This is a genomic window from Virgibacillus sp. JSM 102003 (assembly GCF_041949995.1).
In the GTDB taxonomy this organism is placed as follows: domain Bacteria; phylum Bacillota; class Bacilli; order Bacillales; family Amphibacillaceae; genus Lentibacillus.
Genome location: NZ_JBHFQH010000008.1, coordinates 116740 through 133927, shown reverse-complemented (window position 1 = coordinate 133927; position 17188 = coordinate 116740). Strand labels below are relative to the sequence as shown.

General features: G+C 39.0%; 15 protein-coding genes. 1 reads left to right on the top strand and 14 read right to left on the bottom strand.

The genetic code is table 11. The features are described from left to right. Positions 1 to 34 precede the first annotated feature (34 nt). From ACE1TG_RS10845 to ACE1TG_RS10815, 7 genes are all read right to left on the bottom strand, one after another. Positions 35 to 1387 (bottom strand): tripartite tricarboxylate transporter permease, encoded by a 1353-nt coding sequence (locus tag ACE1TG_RS10845; protein ID WP_375052404.1) that lies wholly within the window; start codon positions 1385 to 1387, stop codon positions 35 to 37. Between the two features lie 3 nt (positions 1388 to 1390). Continuing rightward, on the bottom strand, positions 1391 to 1627 hold the full coding sequence (locus tag ACE1TG_RS10840; RefSeq protein WP_375052403.1) for a hypothetical protein: 237 nt from the start codon (positions 1625 to 1627) through the stop codon (positions 1391 to 1393). Positions 1628 to 1665: 38 nt separating this feature from the next. Further along, complete coding sequence (locus ACE1TG_RS10835) at positions 1666 to 2574, bottom strand: hydroxymethylglutaryl-CoA lyase (protein WP_375052402.1); 909 nt, start codon at positions 2572 to 2574, stop codon at positions 1666 to 1668. A 28-nt stretch (positions 2575 to 2602) separates the two neighbouring features. Next, positions 2603 to 3862, bottom strand: coding sequence for a hydroxymethylglutaryl-CoA reductase, degradative (locus tag ACE1TG_RS10830; protein WP_375052401.1), 1260 nt, complete (start codon positions 3860 to 3862; stop codon positions 2603 to 2605). 184 nt (positions 3863 to 4046) lie between these two features. After that, entirely contained in the window at positions 4047 to 4262 is a 216-nt protein-coding gene (locus ACE1TG_RS10825) for a hypothetical protein (RefSeq protein WP_375052400.1), read from the bottom strand. Between the two features lie 105 nt (positions 4263 to 4367). Next, complete coding sequence (locus ACE1TG_RS10820; protein ID WP_375052399.1) at positions 4368 to 5123, bottom strand: RQC-minor-1 family DNA-binding protein; 756 nt, start codon at positions 5121 to 5123, stop codon at positions 4368 to 4370. Continuing rightward, positions 5123 to 5395 carry a hypothetical protein gene (locus ACE1TG_RS10815; RefSeq protein ID WP_375052398.1) on the bottom strand — a complete coding sequence of 91 codons (273 nt, stop codon included), beginning with the start codon at positions 5393 to 5395 and terminating at the stop codon, positions 5123 to 5125. Before ACE1TG_RS10815 ends, ACE1TG_RS10820 begins: the two co-directional genes overlap by 1 nt. Positions 5396 to 5554: 159 nt before the next feature. Here ACE1TG_RS10815 and ACE1TG_RS10810 point away from each other — a divergent pair, with 159 nt between their 5' ends. Beyond that, complete coding sequence (locus ACE1TG_RS10810; protein WP_375052397.1) at positions 5555 to 6073, top strand: GNAT family N-acetyltransferase; 519 nt, start codon at positions 5555 to 5557, stop codon at positions 6071 to 6073. A gap of 61 nt (positions 6074 to 6134) precedes the next feature. On the opposite strand, the gene manA is transcribed toward ACE1TG_RS10810, so the two are convergent. The 7 genes from manA to ACE1TG_RS10775 form a co-directional block, all read right to left on the bottom strand. Continuing rightward, positions 6135 to 7094: a mannose-6-phosphate isomerase, class I gene (gene manA / locus ACE1TG_RS10805; protein WP_375052396.1), complete on the bottom strand. Its 960-nt coding sequence runs from the start codon at positions 7092 to 7094 to the stop codon at positions 6135 to 6137. A gap of 16 nt (positions 7095 to 7110) precedes the next feature. Beyond that, positions 7111 to 8028, bottom strand: coding sequence for an ROK family protein (locus ACE1TG_RS10800; RefSeq protein ID WP_375052395.1), 918 nt, complete (start codon positions 8026 to 8028; stop codon positions 7111 to 7113). A gap of 249 nt (positions 8029 to 8277) precedes the next feature. Further along, positions 8278 to 12162: a beta-galactosidase, LacZ type gene (lacZ, locus tag ACE1TG_RS10795; RefSeq protein ID WP_375052394.1), complete on the bottom strand. Its 3885-nt coding sequence runs from the start codon at positions 12160 to 12162 to the stop codon at positions 8278 to 8280. Between the two features lie 631 nt (positions 12163 to 12793). Then, positions 12794 to 13777 carry an aldo/keto reductase gene (locus ACE1TG_RS10790; RefSeq protein WP_375052393.1) on the bottom strand — a complete coding sequence of 328 codons (984 nt, stop codon included), beginning with the start codon at positions 13775 to 13777 and terminating at the stop codon, positions 12794 to 12796. Between the two features lie 190 nt (positions 13778 to 13967). Beyond that, positions 13968 to 14789: a carbohydrate ABC transporter permease gene (locus ACE1TG_RS10785; RefSeq protein ID WP_375052392.1), complete on the bottom strand. Its 822-nt coding sequence runs from the start codon at positions 14787 to 14789 to the stop codon at positions 13968 to 13970. After that, positions 14789 to 15730: a carbohydrate ABC transporter permease gene (locus tag ACE1TG_RS10780; protein ID WP_375052391.1), complete on the bottom strand. Its 942-nt coding sequence runs from the start codon at positions 15728 to 15730 to the stop codon at positions 14789 to 14791. Before ACE1TG_RS10780 ends, ACE1TG_RS10785 begins: the two co-directional genes overlap by 1 nt. Positions 15731 to 15875: 145 nt before the next feature. Further along, positions 15876 to 17159: an ABC transporter substrate-binding protein gene (locus ACE1TG_RS10775; RefSeq protein WP_375052390.1), complete on the bottom strand. Its 1284-nt coding sequence runs from the start codon at positions 17157 to 17159 to the stop codon at positions 15876 to 15878. Positions 17160 to 17188 lie beyond the last annotated feature (29 nt).

Sequence of the window (17188 nt, the reverse complement as noted above, 5' to 3'; positions counted from 1 at the left end):
TATGAGAAACCTCTCCTTTTGTTCTGTAATCGATTTAACTCATTACACTTAAAAGCCATGGTGCAGCATATAAAATCATAAACAGTACACCGTAGTTCACGCCATTTTTATGAAGCAAACCTGATACAAGTGCTATTAGCATAGTGCCAAAGATATTGATCCATCCAGCATCCATAAATGCTAACATAACAACCAGACCTGCAAAAAGCCCGATTAGTGCTTCATGTGGAATATACTTGAATACAAAAGCACAAATCTGGCTCGCATATTTAATAGTTACATAAAAAGTAATAATTATAGCGATTATCGCGCCAATTATTGTTGCTGTCATGATTTCACCCATAGAAAGCAAATGATGAATATTGTGTTCTGGTGTAAAAACTGGAGGAGCATTGAATAATCCAGCTGCAGGGCCGATAGCCATTGGTGACAAAGGTAAGCCAATCGCAATTAACGGGACTAATGTTCCTGAAATGTAAGCTGCGTTTGTTAAACCATCCATTGTAGATATAGCTCTGGAAGCCCGTTGAACAGGATCTTTAATATGTCTGGTTAAAAACTCCCCTAAAAATACTGTCATACCAACCGGGGAAAGAAAAAAAGTAATTGCCCCTATAAAACTGCCAAACGCAGAAGATGCTGTTTCCTTTTTGGTTAGGATTTTAAAAGGGTTTGGAAATCCTTTCACTTTCCTGGGGCTTTTAAGACTAATTTCTTTATTCCCCAGTCCAGGCAAATTTTTGCGATAATCATTATTTAATAGCTCAAATAATTTAAATACAATGGGACCAATCGTAATTCCTAAAAAGAAAGAAACAAAAACAGTAACATCTGAGGGTACAATTTCAAGTCCCCAGTATAAATGACGCAGCCCTTGTATAAGCAGGGCAAAAGGAATTATGATTGCTAAAGATAAAATTTTATTTTTGGTCATTAATGCGAGAAATATAGCACCTAAGAAAAAGATTAAACCTGCATACTCACTGATTTCATCTGCGTAGGGGATAATTAAATTTGCGATTAAGAAACTTACAGGTATGGAAACCAGCGTTCCAATCACAGACCCTGAAGACATTTTTTTAATACTTTGATCTGGCAGCCCATGCGTTTTCAATACCATGGCATGCTCGACCATTGGTGCCGACATAACGCCACCAGGAATACCTGCTATTGCAACAGGAATTGAATCTGTTAATTTTTTCGCTACGATGGCCGCAATGAAAAATGATAGAATTACATAAGGGGAAACCCCAACAAGCACAAGTGCAATCGTCACCGGAGCTAGCACAGCTGTCTCGTCTGTTCCTGGTGCGATTCCAATGAGCGTATATAAAGCAGCACCTCCTACACTAGCAAGTACCATTTGTAAAATAATCATCATGTCCAACGTTTAATCATCCTCTCTCATTTTGGAAATAGTCCTTTTTGGTTTAATAATAATACTGCTGACTATAAAACCGATAACACCACCGACAAGACCTGTAATTAAAGGTTGAGGTGCATCACCTGGAGCGATTATATAACCACCAAGAGCAAATGCGATACAAAGCACCATAGAGATTCCAAGATCTTCAATTTTCACATTATCTCCCCAAACATCCACATAATTCTTCTCTTCTTCGTTCAAAATTTCACCCCCCTAGTATACAAATTATTCAAATTACATTAACATTTTTCTCCACTAACAGCATAGGCAAGTGACTTACTTGGCAGTTCTTTTTGCAGTTTGTCCTGGATAAAAAGTGCTGCTTCCTGTATCTTTTCTTCCTGAATTCCTGTATCTATTCCTAAACCATGTAACAAATATAGCACATCATTTGTTGCCACATTACCTGCTGCCCCCGGTGCATATGGGCAACCACCTAATCCACCAACAGAGCTGTCAAATCGGGAAATGCCATATTGAAGTGATCTCATAATGTTGGCTATAGCCATCCCCCTCGTATTATGAAAATGCATGATCATCTTATCTTCGGGAAAACGGGAAAGAACGGCTTCAAGCAGCTGTTCCACTTGGGATGGTACTGCTGAACCAATCGTATCACCCAAAGAAATCTCGTCTGCTCCATATTCAAATAATCTCTCACAAACACGGACAACCTGTTCAGGCGTAACTTTTCCCTCAAAAGGACAATCAAACACAGTAGATACATAGCCTGTAACACGCTTGTCTGCTTGTTTTGCCTCAGAAACCACTTCACCCAGCACCGGATATGTATCAGCAATAGATTTGTTAATATTCTTTTGATTATGTGTTTCACTTGCCGACATAAATACCGAAGCACCGTCAATTCCGGTCTCAAGTGCATGCTGCAGTCCCTTCATATTTGGAACAAGTGTCGAATAAAAGACATCCGGATTCCGCTTAATTTGCCTTCCGACTTCACGAGCATCAGACAAGGCTGGAATCCACTTTGGGTGGACAAATGATGAATACTCAATCTCTTTCACCCCCGAATCGGAGAGTTTATTGATCCAAGCTACCTTATCTGCGGTCGGAATCCAAGTCTTTTCGTTCTGCAGACCATCGCGAGGTCCGACTTCTTTCATTTGAACATATTTTGGCCATTGCATGTTTACCCCTCCTAGTCTTTTAATAAAATTATTTCTGTAGTGCCTGCACAATTCGTTTAATATCATCAAAACTAAAACTTTCCTGTTCTGTTGCTAGTCTGACAACTTGATCGATTTGGTCATCTCTTGCCCCAGCCATCGATGCCATGTTTCTGGCATGCAGCTTCATATGGCCCTTTTGAATACCTTCGCTTGCCAATGCTTTTAATCCGGCAAAATTCTGTGCCAATCCTGTTGCTGCAATAATTCCTGCAAGTTGTTCAGCAGTTTTTACCTGCAAAATTTTTGTTGCAAGCTTAGCTACAGGATGCGATTGGGTTGCGCCACCTATTAATCCAGCAGCTAACGGCAGCTCAATCGTACCGATAATCGAACTATCATCTCCAAGCTCCCATTGTGTTAGCGAACGATATCTTCCCGTAATCGAAGCATATGCATGAGCACCCGCTTCAACAGCCCTTGTATCATTTCCTGTTGCAAGAACAACAGCAGAAATGCCATTCATGATTCCTTTATTATGTGTCGCAGCACGATATGGATCAGCAACGGCTAACTGATGTGCCTTCATAAATTTACTGAGTGCCTCCTGATCTCCCCCAAATGGATCTTCAAATACAGCTCTTGCCCGCACGATCCGCTGATCAGCAAGGTTGGATAAAATGCGTAAGACTACCTGACCACCAGTAATATTCTCAACAAACGGTGAGACAGCTTCAGCCATTGTATTAACAGCATTAGCACCCATAGCATCTTTTGTATCAACCAGTAAATGAACAACAACCATTTTCTCGTCTTCACCTTGAATTATGTGAACATCCAAATCCTTCGCTCCACCACCAAAAGCCACAAGCGTTTGATCCTGTTCATTACAGAGTCGTAAAATCGAATCTTTATTTTCATAGATTCGTGCTAATGCACCATAAGGATCTTTCAAGTTCGTTATTTGTACCTGCCCCCGCATAATTGAACCAGAATAGGAAGTCGTAAAGCCTCCAGTGTTGTATGCTAATTTTGCAGCATGACTAGCTGCCGCCACCACAGATGGTTCTTCGGTAGCCATTGGCACAAAAACATCCTCTCCATCTACTTTAAAGTTAGCCGCAACTCCTAATGGAATAGGTAAGTATCCAATTACATTTTCGATCATTCGATCAGCTTGTTCAGTTGTAAAGCCTTGTTCCCCTTTTATAATCTTCTTTTCGTCATCTGATAGCTCAATATGTTGTGTTACCTTATCCAGTCTTTGTTCCGGCGATAACTTATAAAAACCCGAGATATATGATGTCATTATGATCCCTCCTAAAAATTTGTCGAGATAAAAGAATGCGCTTACAAAAATATATTTATCATTGTTTCCTTATATTCAATTTTGTTGAATACAGTGTATAATGAATTTTCTAAAAATGTCAACTACTTGGACAAAAAAAAGGAGCACTTTCCATAGAAAGTGCTCTTTAATAGTTGGGTATCTCTTACTGCTGGTTACCATTGGATTGCTGGTTTTTCCGTTTAACCTCTTCTGCATTGGTATCACTGTATATATTGGTACCACGACCACCAGATGTCTTAGCAATCCATTCTTTTGCTTCATTGTAAGACAAACCTGAACGACGACTCTGTTCTTTAACCGCATCAATATCTGTCCCTGCAACCGTATATCTGCCATTACGTTGATTATTTTCCTCCATACAAAAACCTCCATTCCGTTTCCTGTTATTTTGCGCAATAGCTGGTTTTTAATTAAGGAAAATATTCAATGGCTAATAACTAATGCACTTCAGAAGATTTCCGGTCTACATATAATCTAAATATTTTTTACCCCGACACGGTTCACACCTTTTAGGGTGAACGAAACCTTTTTGTTTATAAAATTGCTGCTCACCTATTGTAAACGTAAAACGATCACCGCATTCCCAGCATTTTAAAAGAAGATCCTGCGGGGCTAAACCCTTCAATGCTTCTTGGATTGACTTCTTTCTTTCACTTACGGATTGCTGATCAATAGGCTCATTCGATTCCAACGACTTAATGGTTGATTGAATCTCAGCTCTCACCTTTTTGTAATCAACTTTTGCCCATTCTTTTAAATATGGAATGTACTTTCTGTTTCCTGTTTCCTTTATCTTATCAAGGAGTAAAAATATCATTTTCCGGTTTCGATCTTTTAAATAACTCATATCAGGACTTTCTTTGTCATCTGCCAGCCACTGGTTCCATTCCTCTAAAATTTCATCTGCTAACTGATCACGCTCGATTTCCCAGCCTCGTTCTGTAAAAATAATCATCGGTAACTTCCCGCTGTATTGAATGTCCAGGAAGTCAAAATCTATCATCCAATCAATTTTAAGTTTGATTTCATCCAGTTTATCAGAACGAAACCACCCATAAGTCGGACAACCATCCAACCCTATTTCAAGTATCTTCTTCTCACGTGAACCCTTTAAAATTTTAGCAAGAAGCGTTCGTCCGCCTTGTGCAATGATTTCATCCGCTGCTCGCAAAATCGCTCTAATTTCAGCTTCTGACAATTGTTTTATAGTCGATGTCATTAGAAAGGCAACTCCTCATCCGAAAATTCATACTCTTTTTTGGGTGATTTATCTTTTTTATCAATAGTAAGTATCCTGCCAAATTTTTTCTCATATAACTCACGAATCCATACCTTTACAGGCGCTTTCCATTTCTGATCAGACGAAGGGATATTTTTCAGCAAGCTTTTTGGCTGCATACCAAGTTCCTTCGCCATTTTAATATCAGCTTGATTCAATCGACAGCGTTTCTTAGCTTCTGCCCAAGTGACATCCTTCTTGCTTTTCCCCAACGATATCAATCCCTTTCTATTATTTATTAATATATATATTATAAAGTGACAATAAGCTATCATCAATCATGGGACAAAAGGGGACAGGAACCTTATCTCGCTTTCCTCCATTTATGTTAGTATAATAGGTAATGGAAAACGATGGGAGGAATACACAGTATGTCAAAGGATGTAAAACTACGCACATTAGAAAAAGATGACCTGGAATTTTTACACAAGCTGAACAATGATCCAGAAGTGATGGATTATTGGTTTGAAGAAGCCTATATGTCTATGGAAAAGCTGAAGGACGAATTTGATAAAAGTCAGGACAGCACACGGGAGAGACAATTTATATTAACTTATAAAGAGGAAAAGCTGGGATTTGTAGGCTTGTATGGTATTGATCAGAGACACCGATATGCGGAATTTGCGATTATGATCGATACCGCACATCAGGGGAATGGTTATGCTAGTACAGCAACTCACTTGGCAATGAATTATGCTTTTTCCACGCTTAACCTGCACAAGCTTTATTTAGTTGTGGACAAGGTGAACAAAAAGGCTATTCATATTTATGAAAAAGCAGGTTTTCATGCTGAAGGGGAATTAACTGAACACTATTTCGTAAACGGTGAGTATCATGATGCGATGTTGATGAGTATTTTTCAAAGAGATTTTTGGGAATTGAAGAAGTAGCAATTATAGATAACTTAACCATCATTCAGGAAGTGGTATCCCGCTTCCTGAATTCTACTCCTTAATACATTCCAGGAACCGAAACAACAAGCTCCATTCCTCCCTCGACATGATAGTCTTCTATAGTAGATGGCAGAACAAAATGATCACCAGCTTGAACAGGAAAAGTTCGCTCCTCAACCATAACTTTCCCTTTTCCGTTAATCACACTAACTAAAAGAAAAGACTTCAATTTACGTGAAACTTCACCATCGAGTTTCCAGTGATAGACACTGAAATACTTATCGTCAACTAGTTGTGTGCTAGCCAAATCATTAATTACTTTTTCAACATGCTGAGAGTTCACTTCCTTATGCGGGTAAGTGGTTACATCAATAGCAGAATCAATATGTAATTCACGCTTATTCCCTATTGCATCGGTTCGGTCATAATCGTAAACCCGGTAGGTAATATCCGAACTTTGCTGCGTTTCCAAGATGACTATTCCTTTACCAATTGCATGGATTGTACCACTTGGAACGTATATAAAATCACCTTTTTGAACTTTTACACGTCTAAGTAATTTATCCCAACGCCCGGAATCAACCATTCGCCTAAACTCTTCAGCTGATTGTGCATGGTGTCCGAAAACAATTTCCGCACCTTCTTCGCAGTCCAGGACATACCAGCACTCTGTTTTTCCGTAACTTTCACCCTCAACTTCTCTAGCATATGTATCATTAGGATGAACCTGGACAGATAAATCTTTGTTAGCATCCAAAATTTTAACTAGTAGCGGAAAATCTCCCTCACTAGATGTCTCCCCAAATATTTCCGGATGTTCCTTCCACGCCTGAGCTAAGTCCTTTCCCTGTAACGGACCATTTACTATTTCAGACGGGCCGTTCGGATGGGCTGATATAACCCATGCCTCACCTGTTTTGTTGTTAGGGATGTCGTATCCAAAAAGTGTTTGTAATTTGTCGCCGCCCCATATACGTTCCTGAAATACAGGTTTTAAAAAGATTGGTTCGTTATACATTTTTATTCCTCCATACCTATATTCGATTGAAACACAAAGCTGCCGCTCCTATAACTCCAGATTTTTGCTCTAATTTTGCCGGAACTATTTCTGTTTGCCTTCCGGTTTCGTTTAACGCATATTCACTCACATATGCTTGAATCGATTGAAATAGCGGCGCGCCAACTTTTGAAACTCCTCCTCCAATCACTATCTTTTCGGTATCAAAAGTATTAATAACTGATACACATGCAACACCAAGTACGCGGAAAATCCTTTCTATTAAATGCGTAATTTCCTCATTTCCACTTAAGTAAAGATTGAATACATCTTTGGTTGATATGGCTTTGCCCATAATTGCCGAACCCTGTCTGGCAATTGCCGTTCCTGAGGCAATCCACTCTAGGCAGCCGTATTGTCCGCACGTACATTTTCCGAACGACGGGTCAACCACTGTATGTCCAATGTCACCGGCATTCCCCTTCAATCCTCGCAGCAGCTTCCCTTCTGCCACAATGCCAGCACCAATGCCTGTACTCACTGTTATATAGACAAAGTTATCATTCTCTTGTGCTGCACCTGTCAATCTTTCGGCTAGTGCTGCAGCGTTTGCATCGTTTTCCAAAAAAACCGGCATCGAAAAATGTTGCTCAACTAATCTAGTTACTGGTACATCAATCCATTTTTTTAAATTCGGCGGTGATGTGATTACGCCATTTTTACTATCTAATGGTCCAGGTGCCCCAATACCAATTCCTATTAGTTGATCCGTAGGGATTCCCGTTCCAATGATAACCTGTTCTATTTCATTATTAATTTTCTCCACCATTTTAATTGCAGGAATCGATAGATCGGTTGGAATAATTGATTCTGTTAAACTATTACCAGCTTGATCAACTACCGCTATTGCGACCTTTGTTCCACCAATATCAACACCAATCGCATATTTCATCATGTATTCACCCTTTTATTATATCTTATCATATTTAGGCTAAGGTGCCTGTCTCTTCCTACTAAATAAAAAGTAGGAGTTTAACCCGAGGAACAGAGGGACAGGTTCCTGCCCCCTTTCCCATGAAAAGGCTGCCTCAAATTAACCTTTGAAACAGCCTTTTTTATCAAGCTACTAACTTAGTCTAATAGTAGTAATCTCAGTGAATCTGCAGTTAAAGAGGCACTGTCAATTTGCGCAACATCGTTCAAATCAATCAGTCATTAACTTAGGGGCAGCCCACGCACCGTGACCATGTCCGTTCGACCCACCCTCAACCGTTCTCATAACCAATTTCAGTTCTTTTTTATTTTGTATATTTACACTTATAAACTGTTGCGGTGTACTTTTTCTCATTGGTTTTGTTTGATATGCCAATTCTCCGTCCAACCATACTTCGAATATGAAGAGGTTTCCGTCTTTGTCTGCATGTTGTTCAACGCCTGCATAAGTTTCGAATCGGTCAAAATCCCAGTTTGTTAGATCATAAATAACTTCTGAATTAGCATGGATCCCTAATCCCTTATTGTAAATAACTTGATCTTCTTCACCTTGTAGCGTGATTGGCGGACCCGCAAGTGATGCGTCTTTTTGTATCGTTCCCCAACCAACTGTGGCGCTTTCCCATAGTATGTCACTCAAGTATAAGTCAGAGACAGGATTGAACTTTACGGTATACGTTTGTTTTAAAAATCCATCCTTTGTCCGAGCGTGGATAAGGGTTTCACCAGATATTTCTTCTGCCTCATCTATTTCAAACTCGATGTCATCATTAGCTGGAGTGACTTGTATGTCAGGTATATCTGCATTTAATGCACTGGAGAATGTATACGTATAATTTGTCATATCAGTATGGAACCCTTCTAATGACTTGCCATCAACTTTGATATCCTCTATTAAATTTAAGTCAATTTGACGTTTACTAAGATCCGTAGCTGATTGTCCGTCAATAAATGGACGGAGAACATAATTATAGGAATAGGACTGATCTGTATACAACATGTATTGTGGAAGTGCCGTACCACCCCAACTATTCCATACTCCCATTTGTGCTTGGTTAATCGTTAAAGCAACACTATCAAGTTTAGTTAATTCAAATGGATGGTTGGCTTGTTCTAAATCACTTTCCGCGTAATGAAGTGCAGAAAATTCAAACTGTGGTAAACCACCAACCATTAAACCATTTCCATCATCATTTGTTAATGTTAACCAACGAACATCTGTTTTATTACCTGTCTCCTGGGGTCGAGGATAAGAAAAGAATTGCTCGGTAACGGTACTAGTGTATACATCAACCTCAGCACCATCTTTACGATCCGAGTAATTATCGAAAGGACCGCGACCATAATATTCAATGTTCTCAAATTCACCAGGAAGTGTTAATTCCATGCCAACTGCTGGGATCTCAGAAAGTGTCGTACTTGGTTTAACGGTGCTTCGTACTACTACTTCTCCGCTTCCATAAATAAAGTAACCCACTCGATAAAGTGTCTCACCAGTAGTCGGTAAAGTAGCATCTACTTGAATGTGTACAACCTTTTCACTAATTTCTCTTACTTTTAAATTAGTGATATCCATTTGCTCCCCGGCTTGTTGCCAAGAGCTATTTCGGCTTAACATTCCATTCATTAAATCATTGTCATTACGAGCACGCCAGAAATTTGGTATAGGTCCTGATTCGAATAACTCTATTCCATTCTGTCTAAAAGAGGTAATTGTCCCTTTTGCCTTACTGAATTCTAAGTTAAATTCTTTACCAGATACACTTACTACAGATTCCTCATTATTTACAGAAAGAGCTGGCATAGAAGTGGTATCAAATCCTGGAGATGCAGGCGCTTTGTAAGGCATTTTAAATTGGTTGCTCGCTACCTCATACCCCTTTTTTGCCCACGATTCATTTTTTGCTAGAGAAAAGCTGACCTCTAGCCAATACTCCGCCCCTTCTTCTAACTGTTTAGGTTTGTTTATTGGTAGGGTAATTTCTTTTGTTTCTCCTCCAGCAATGTCTTTATTTAATTGACCTTCCTGAATTGCTTTACCACCTTGTTTTAGTACCCATTTACCGGCAAATTTATTTAAGTTGGTAAATAAGTGTTCATTATGAATCTTAATCGTGTTATTTTTAAGATCTACACCATTAATATCAACATTTTGGTAGACAGACTTGACTGCGTACATTTCCGGTTGCGGTGTACGGTCAGGGCTTAGAAGACCATTCATCATAAATATCCCATCGGATGGATAACTACCCCAGTCGCCTCCGTAAGAAAAGTACGTCTCACCATCATAATCCTTAGGTATTGGTAGTCCCTCTACCCCACCATCAACAGGAAGGCGTACAGATTGATCAGCAAAGTCCCAAATAAACCCACCTTGTAAATTTTCATATTGATCAATTATTTCCCAGTATTCTTTTATGTTTCCTACACTGTTACCCATCGCATGTGAGTATTCACACATAATAAGTGGTCGGTTATTCCGCTTTCCGTAGGTTTCAAGTGTACTTAAACTTGGATACATAAAACTATCAAAATCAGCCAAGCTATTATCCTGTTGGAAATGAACAAGTCTAGTAGAATCAAACTCCTTAACCCATTCTGCGGCTTCTTTAAATACATCACCTGATCCAACTTCATTCCCCATGGACCAGAAAATTACGGAAGGATGATTTTTATCACGTTCTACCATTGTTTTAATTCGATCTAACACTGCCCCGCTCCAATTTGGACTGTCGCCAGGAAATGGCCTCATATTATGCGTTTCGTTATTTGCTTCATCTAAAATATATATTCCGTACTCATCAGCCAATTCATAAAATGTGGAACTAAAAGGATAGTGTCCTGTTCTAACAGCGTTTATGTTAAATTTTTTCATTAACTCAATATCTTTCCTTATTTGTTCTTCAGACATTGCATAACCAGTATCCGGGTGAACTACGTGACGATTAACACCTTTAATGGTTATTGGCTTCCCATTGATCCTAACTTGTGTTCCTTTTATGTCGATTTCTCTAAAACCCACATTAGAACTTAGCACCTCAACTGTTTTCCCTTTTGGATCCTTTAATTTCAATACCAGCGTATACAGGTTTGGTTTTTCAGCAGACCACTTTAGAGGGTTTACTACGGGAATTTCTGAATAAAATCCACCTTCATTATCACCAGTTGAAGAGGCAGCTATTTTGGTTGGTTCGTTCCACAAAGCTTTGTCACTTTCATTATATAACTGTGCTTCAATTGAATAATCATCTAAATTAGCATTATCTTTATTTGAAAGCTGTCCATCAATTTTCAATGTTGCATCTTTGTAGCCTTCATCTAAAGGAGTTTCAACTTTATAATCATCCATGTGGACATCTGGTGTTGAATAAACGTAAACGTCCCTAAAAATGCCACTTAAATCAACCATATCCTGATTCTCTAACCATGCTCCATCTGACCATCGAAATACTTCAACAGCAAGTGTATTTTTGCCTTTTTTAACATAATCAGTAATATTAAACTCTGCAGGAGTAAAACTGTCCTCACTATACCCGACCTTCTCACCGTTAACCCAAACATTAAATGCCGATTTAACACCCTGGAACGAAAGCATCACCTGTCGTTTATCCCAGTTCCCCGGTAATTGGAATTCATGTCGGTAGGATCCCACTTCGTTATGTTTAACAGGAACCTCTGGAGGAGAAATCTTCCCATACCCCTGCCAAGGATGATCTTGGTTTAGATAGATAATATCCCCATACCCATGTAGCTGCCAGTTACTAGGTACTGGAATCGTGTTCCAATCTGAATCATCGTAGTCGTCTAAGTAAAAATTCTTAGGTCTCTCATTTGGATTTTCCGACCAAAGAAATTTCCAATCCCCGTTGAGAGAACGATAGAATCGTGAACTATCTAGATCTCTCTTTACAGCCGCTCTTTCATTATTGAACGGAATTGTTTTAACACTTGCAGGCTCTCTGTTAACTTGGAAAGTCTCAGGTGAACCGTTCCATGCAGTTTCTTCGCCTTTAGCTAAGACATGTGATGAAAACCCAACAAGATTTAATGAGAAGAAAATAATGATAATTGAATACGTACGTATTAATTGTTTCATATAATAATAAAACCTCCTTAAATAAAATAGTTACCGCTGTAGTCAAAAGGCACCCTGAAATTGCGGATAACTTTTAAACTATCACCCACAGTAGCCTCAAACAATATATACCCTTAGTAAGATTCCTCCTTTTCAAGAAAAATTATAGGAAATAAAGAAACTAACAACAATCAGTGGTCAGGACTTTGATTAAGTGACTTTCTCTAGTGTACTTTTTTGAGAACTCTATCTAAGATGGAATATTAGAAGTATTGCGAAGTATATGGAAGCGCTTACATTGAATTATAAGTGATCATTCTGAATATGTTGGATTAAAAACTGGATAATATCAAGAATTTATTCACTATTTTAAGACTACCGGGAATGAGATTTGGTTTCGTTAGGTCTAAGTAATTAGTCAATGATGAAAAAGAACTATAAGGGACAGCCACTTGAAGATTATGGGATGAGGTCCTGTCCGAGACACTGAAAAACTGATAATATTTCCGAACAATCTTAAAAGTGTTTAATATACAGAAGAAAAAATATGAAGCCACTTATATATGATGGTAGTGAACTTCTTCCTTTTTAGGTAGGTTACTTTTTTTCAGTAACTTCTTCCTATTCCCTTCTCCCAATCGTCCAGTTTCATTTAATAAGCTCCCCGTATATGTTCATATACCTCATTACGATAAAAGGTTGCCAGCCTATCTAGTTCTTCGGATGAATACCCTTTTACATATAAGGACTGTAGGTTATCCTCTACCTGCTTCACATTTTTAAACCCAGGAATAACACTGGTGATTTCCTTATGTTCAAGGATCCACTTAAGCGCAGCACGAGTCATACTCCCTCTATCATCTGCTATCCACCCCAGCTTACGGCTCAGCTCGACTCCTTTGTTAAACTCAAGTCCAGCAAACGTTTCACCTACATTAAAAGCTTCCCCGTCCCGATTAAAGTTACGATGGTCATCTGCTTCAAATTTAGCATTTTCGCTAAACTTTCCAGTAAGTAATCCACTTGCCAATGGTACACGAGCAAGGATACCTACCCCTTTATTATATGCTTCGGGGAACAGCTTCTCTAACGGCTTCTGGCGGAAAATATTAAATATAACCTGTAGCGAACTTGCATTTGTATGTTCCAGGCAATATAAGCCTTCTTCAACAGTCTCGACGCTCACGCCATAGTACCGTATTTTTCCTTGTTCCTTTAACTTTTCCAATGCCTCAAACACTCTGCCGTCTTGCAGTATTTCCATTGGCGGACAATGAATTTGATACAAGTCAATCTGGTTACGATTCAAGCGTCTTAAGCTGTTCTCACAATACTCCGTCACACGTTCTAACGAGTACGTTTCAGGATTATGAATATCACCAGCACGGCAAAATTTCGTCGCAATGTGAATAGAATCCTCTTTTCCTTTTGTTGCCTTGGCCAATAGTTCCTCACTATGACCATCTCCATAAACATCGGCAGTATCAAAAAAATTGACACCGTCATCCATGGCACGGTCTAAAGTACGTAATGCCTCTTTATCATTTAACTTACCCCATGCACCACCAATAGCCCATGTGCCAAAGCTTAATTCACTTATTTTCAAGTCTGTCTTTCCAAGTTGACGATAGTTCATGATATCTCTTCTCCTCTACTTTATAATATATTTGAATCGAAAGGATTACTTCTTGTATGTCAAAAAGCTAATTACTTACACTTAAGGACCAGAGAATACCCCGGTCCTCAGAGATTCGCTACCAGTGAATGTTTTCTGTAACTTAAAAAGGATAGTCCACTTGTAAGCAATGCTTGGTGCCATAAGCCTTCTATCCTTTCACAGATCCAGCCAGAAGGCCTCGAACAAAGTATTTTCCCAATATGATATAAACAAGCAGCGTCGGTAATGCTGCAATGAGTGCTCCGGCCATTTGAACATTCCACTCGACAATCTGACTCCCAGAAAGATTTTGCAATGCAACCATAATTGGTTGGTTTTCATTTGTTGTAATAGTTACTGCAAACAAAAACTCGTTCCAAATATTCGTAAACTGCCAGATTGCTACTACTACAAACCCTGTGATTGATAACGGCACCATAATATGCCTGAAAACACCAAGAAAACTTGCTCCATCGATTTTTGCTGCTTCAATCATTTCATCCGGAATACTTGCATAGAAGTTTCGGAACATTAAGGTTGTAATAGGCAAACCATATACAACATGTACCAGAACCAGCCCTGCAATAGTGTCGTACAATCCAATATTACGAATAAATTGAATCAGTGGTATCAGGATACTTTGATACGGGATAAACATTCCAAATAAAATAATCATGAATAATGTTTCCGAACCTTTAAATTTCCATTTGGATAAAACATATCCATTCATTGCCCCCAACAGAGCAGATAAGAGAGTTGCAGGAACCACTAAGTAAACACTGTTCATGAAGTTGGGAGCGAGTTCCTTGATTGCCTGTACATAGGAACTGAAGTCAATTGAAGTTGGCAACGCCCACATTTGTTCCAATGACACTTCGTCCAATGGTTTTAAACTCGTTACAATGATTACATAAATAGGCATTAAAAATAATATAGCTAAAAAGACTAATATCAAATATTTTATAGTTTTTCCAATCGGAAATGCCGCCATTAATTATCACCCTTTCTACTGTTCCATAGATACGGAACAATGAATATCGCTACCAAAAGTAACATGATAATTGCAATAGCAGCACCATTTGCATAGTAATGTCCTTTAAACGTTGTTTCGAACATATAAACAGCAGGAACATCGGTAACATAGTTTGCCCCTGACCCTGTCATGGCATAAATTAGATCAAATATCTTCAATGAAATATGGGCCATGATGATAATAACACTTACCGTTATCGGCATTAACATCGGTATAACTACCTTCCGATATATCTGGAACTCACTTGCACCGTCCATTCTGGCTGCTTCTCGCAGTTCATCAGGGATTCCACGCAGACCTGCCAAATACATTGCTAATGAAAATCCGGTCATCTGCCAAACCGCTGCAATAACTACTGCTATAATCGCCACAGGCACCCCGAACTCGATCTTTCCCCACTCAAAACCAGCAATAATATTTGTATCCGTATACCATTTAGGGGTTATTCCAAATACATTAAGAAACTGATTAAATCCTGTTGATGGATTCAGCAACCATTGCCATACTACACCCGTTACAATAAATGACAACGCCATTGGGAATAAAAAGATATTACGGAAAATGGACTCACCTTTTAATTTTTGGTCAATTAGAACACCTAATCCCAACCCAGTTACAATGACCGACCCTATGAAAAAGATGGTAAAAAATACTGTATTTCGTAAATCAGCCTGAAAACGATAATCCTGGAATAAATAAATATAGTTTTCAAGTCCAGCAAAGGAAAAATCAGGTGCAAGTGTGTTCCAATTACTTACTGATACAAACCCTGTCCATCCGATAAACCCGTAAACGAAAACTAAAATCAGGATAATAGACGGAACGAGAAATGCCACTGCTGTCCAATGGTCTTTGGTAAATTTGCGCTTATGCTTTTTCTTAATCGCTGTATCCTCCAAATTATTTCCTCCTTACTTAGAGGCTTTTCTCTGTTAATAACTTAGTTGCACTTAGTAGGTAAGCAGTGTGTTTATTTTCTCTGGTCTACCAAAAAAATTAATAAGAGACTGCCCCCGCTTTCAGGCAGCCTCAAGATTCAAATTACTAAAGTTCAGATGATGCGGATTTCAATGCTTGAATAAAGTTATCAACATCACGTTGTGTTACAAAAATATTCACAGCCTGATTAGCTTTTGTCAGAAAACCTGCAGCCGCTGCAGATCCGTGCGCAAGACTTGGCACTAACCGTGAGTCTTTAAAGTCCTGCATCGCTTCTTTTCCATATGCATCATATTTTGACTCATCAGCATCAGTACGTGCAGGGATAGATCCTTTTAACGGATTAAATACATCCTGTGCCTCAGTAGATCCAAGGAATGTTAAGAATTCCTTAACATCTTTCGGGTTTTCAATTCCTTTAGGCAATCCAAATGTATCAGTGATAACTTGAAACTCACCTTTTGTTCCAGGGAATTCAAAAAATCCGAAGTCTTTGTTTGTTTCCATATCCAAATCGTTTACAAAGTAACCTTTTGCCCAGTCACCCATATTAATCATAGCTGCTTCTCCATTAGCAACGAGCTGTGCAGAATCCTGCCAGTTTCGTGCAGCATGATCTTCATTAATGTTATCAAGAACTTTACCGAACTGCTCGGCAGCTTCAACTACCCGCTCATCATCAAACGGAATTTCGCCCGCGAATAATTTTTTATAATCGTCAGGACCAAGTACACCTAACAAAACGTTTTCGAAGATTTGTGTTGCTGGCCAGGAATTTTTATCACCCAGTGCTACCGGTGTAACACCTGCTTCTTTTAATTTCTCTGATGCTGCGAAGAACTCCTCGAATGTTTCCGGCTCTTCAATGCCGTTTTCTTCAAATACTTTTTTATTATAAAATATTACATTTCCTCTATGAATATTTACTGGTACGGAGTAAATATCTCCATCTTTACTGACCAAATCAATCAGTTCCTTAGGAAATTTGTCCTTCCATCCGTTCTTCTCGTAAAGTTCGTTAAGCGGCTCCATTTTTCCAGCTGCCACCCAGCCTTCATTCAATTCGTCACCACCGTGAACCTGGAATGTTGATGGCGGATCATCACCTTGCATACGTGTAGCAAGTACCGCTTTTGCATTAGTACCGGCTCCACCGGCAACTGCTGCATTTTCCACCTTGATTTCCGGATGCTCTTTCTCAAATAAGTCAATTAATGCAAGTAAGCCATCTTCTTCACCAGCACCAGTCCACCAACTAAAAATTTCAACTGTGTTTGCACTCTTTTCTCCCTCTTTGTCTGAACTGCCTTCTGCATCATCTGAACCACTACACGCAGAAAGCATAATAGCTAGTGCAAGCAATAGAATAATACCAGATATTTTTTTCATATTTTTCCCCCTCCATTATGATAACGCTT

Excerpts from the sequence above, each read along its gene's own strand:
- ACE1TG_RS10785 (WP_375052392.1), bottom strand. The coding sequence starts at position 14,789 with ATGGCGGCATTTCCGATTGGAAAAACTATAAAATATTTGATATTAGTC.
- ACE1TG_RS10810 (WP_375052397.1), top strand. The coding sequence starts at position 5,555 with ATGTCAAAGGATGTAAAACTACGCACATTAGAAAAAGATGACCTGGAA.
- ACE1TG_RS10835 (WP_375052402.1), bottom strand. The coding sequence starts at position 2,574 with ATGCAATGGCCAAAATATGTTCAAATGAAAGAAGTCGGACCTCGCGAT.
- ACE1TG_RS10790 (WP_375052393.1), bottom strand. The coding sequence starts at position 13,777 with ATGAACTATCGTCAACTTGGAAAGACAGACTTGAAAATAAGTGAATTA.
- ACE1TG_RS10820 (WP_375052399.1), bottom strand. The coding sequence starts at position 5,123 with ATGACATCGACTATAAAACAATTGTCAGAAGCTGAAATTAGAGCGATT.
- ACE1TG_RS10775 (WP_375052390.1), bottom strand. The coding sequence starts at position 17,159 with ATGAAAAAAATATCTGGTATTATTCTATTGCTTGCACTAGCTATTATG.
- manA (WP_375052396.1), bottom strand. The coding sequence starts at position 7,094 with ATGTATAACGAACCAATCTTTTTAAAACCTGTATTTCAGGAACGTATA.
- ACE1TG_RS10825 (WP_375052400.1), bottom strand. The coding sequence starts at position 4,262 with ATGGAGGAAAATAATCAACGTAATGGCAGATATACGGTTGCAGGGACA.
- ACE1TG_RS10830 (WP_375052401.1), bottom strand. The coding sequence starts at position 3,862 with ATGACATCATATATCTCGGGTTTTTATAAGTTATCGCCGGAACAAAGA.
- lacZ (WP_375052394.1), bottom strand. The coding sequence starts at position 12,162 with ATGAAACAATTAATACGTACGTATTCAATTATCATTATTTTCTTCTCA.
- ACE1TG_RS10800 (WP_375052395.1), bottom strand. The coding sequence starts at position 8,028 with ATGATGAAATATGCGATTGGTGTTGATATTGGTGGAACAAAGGTCGCA.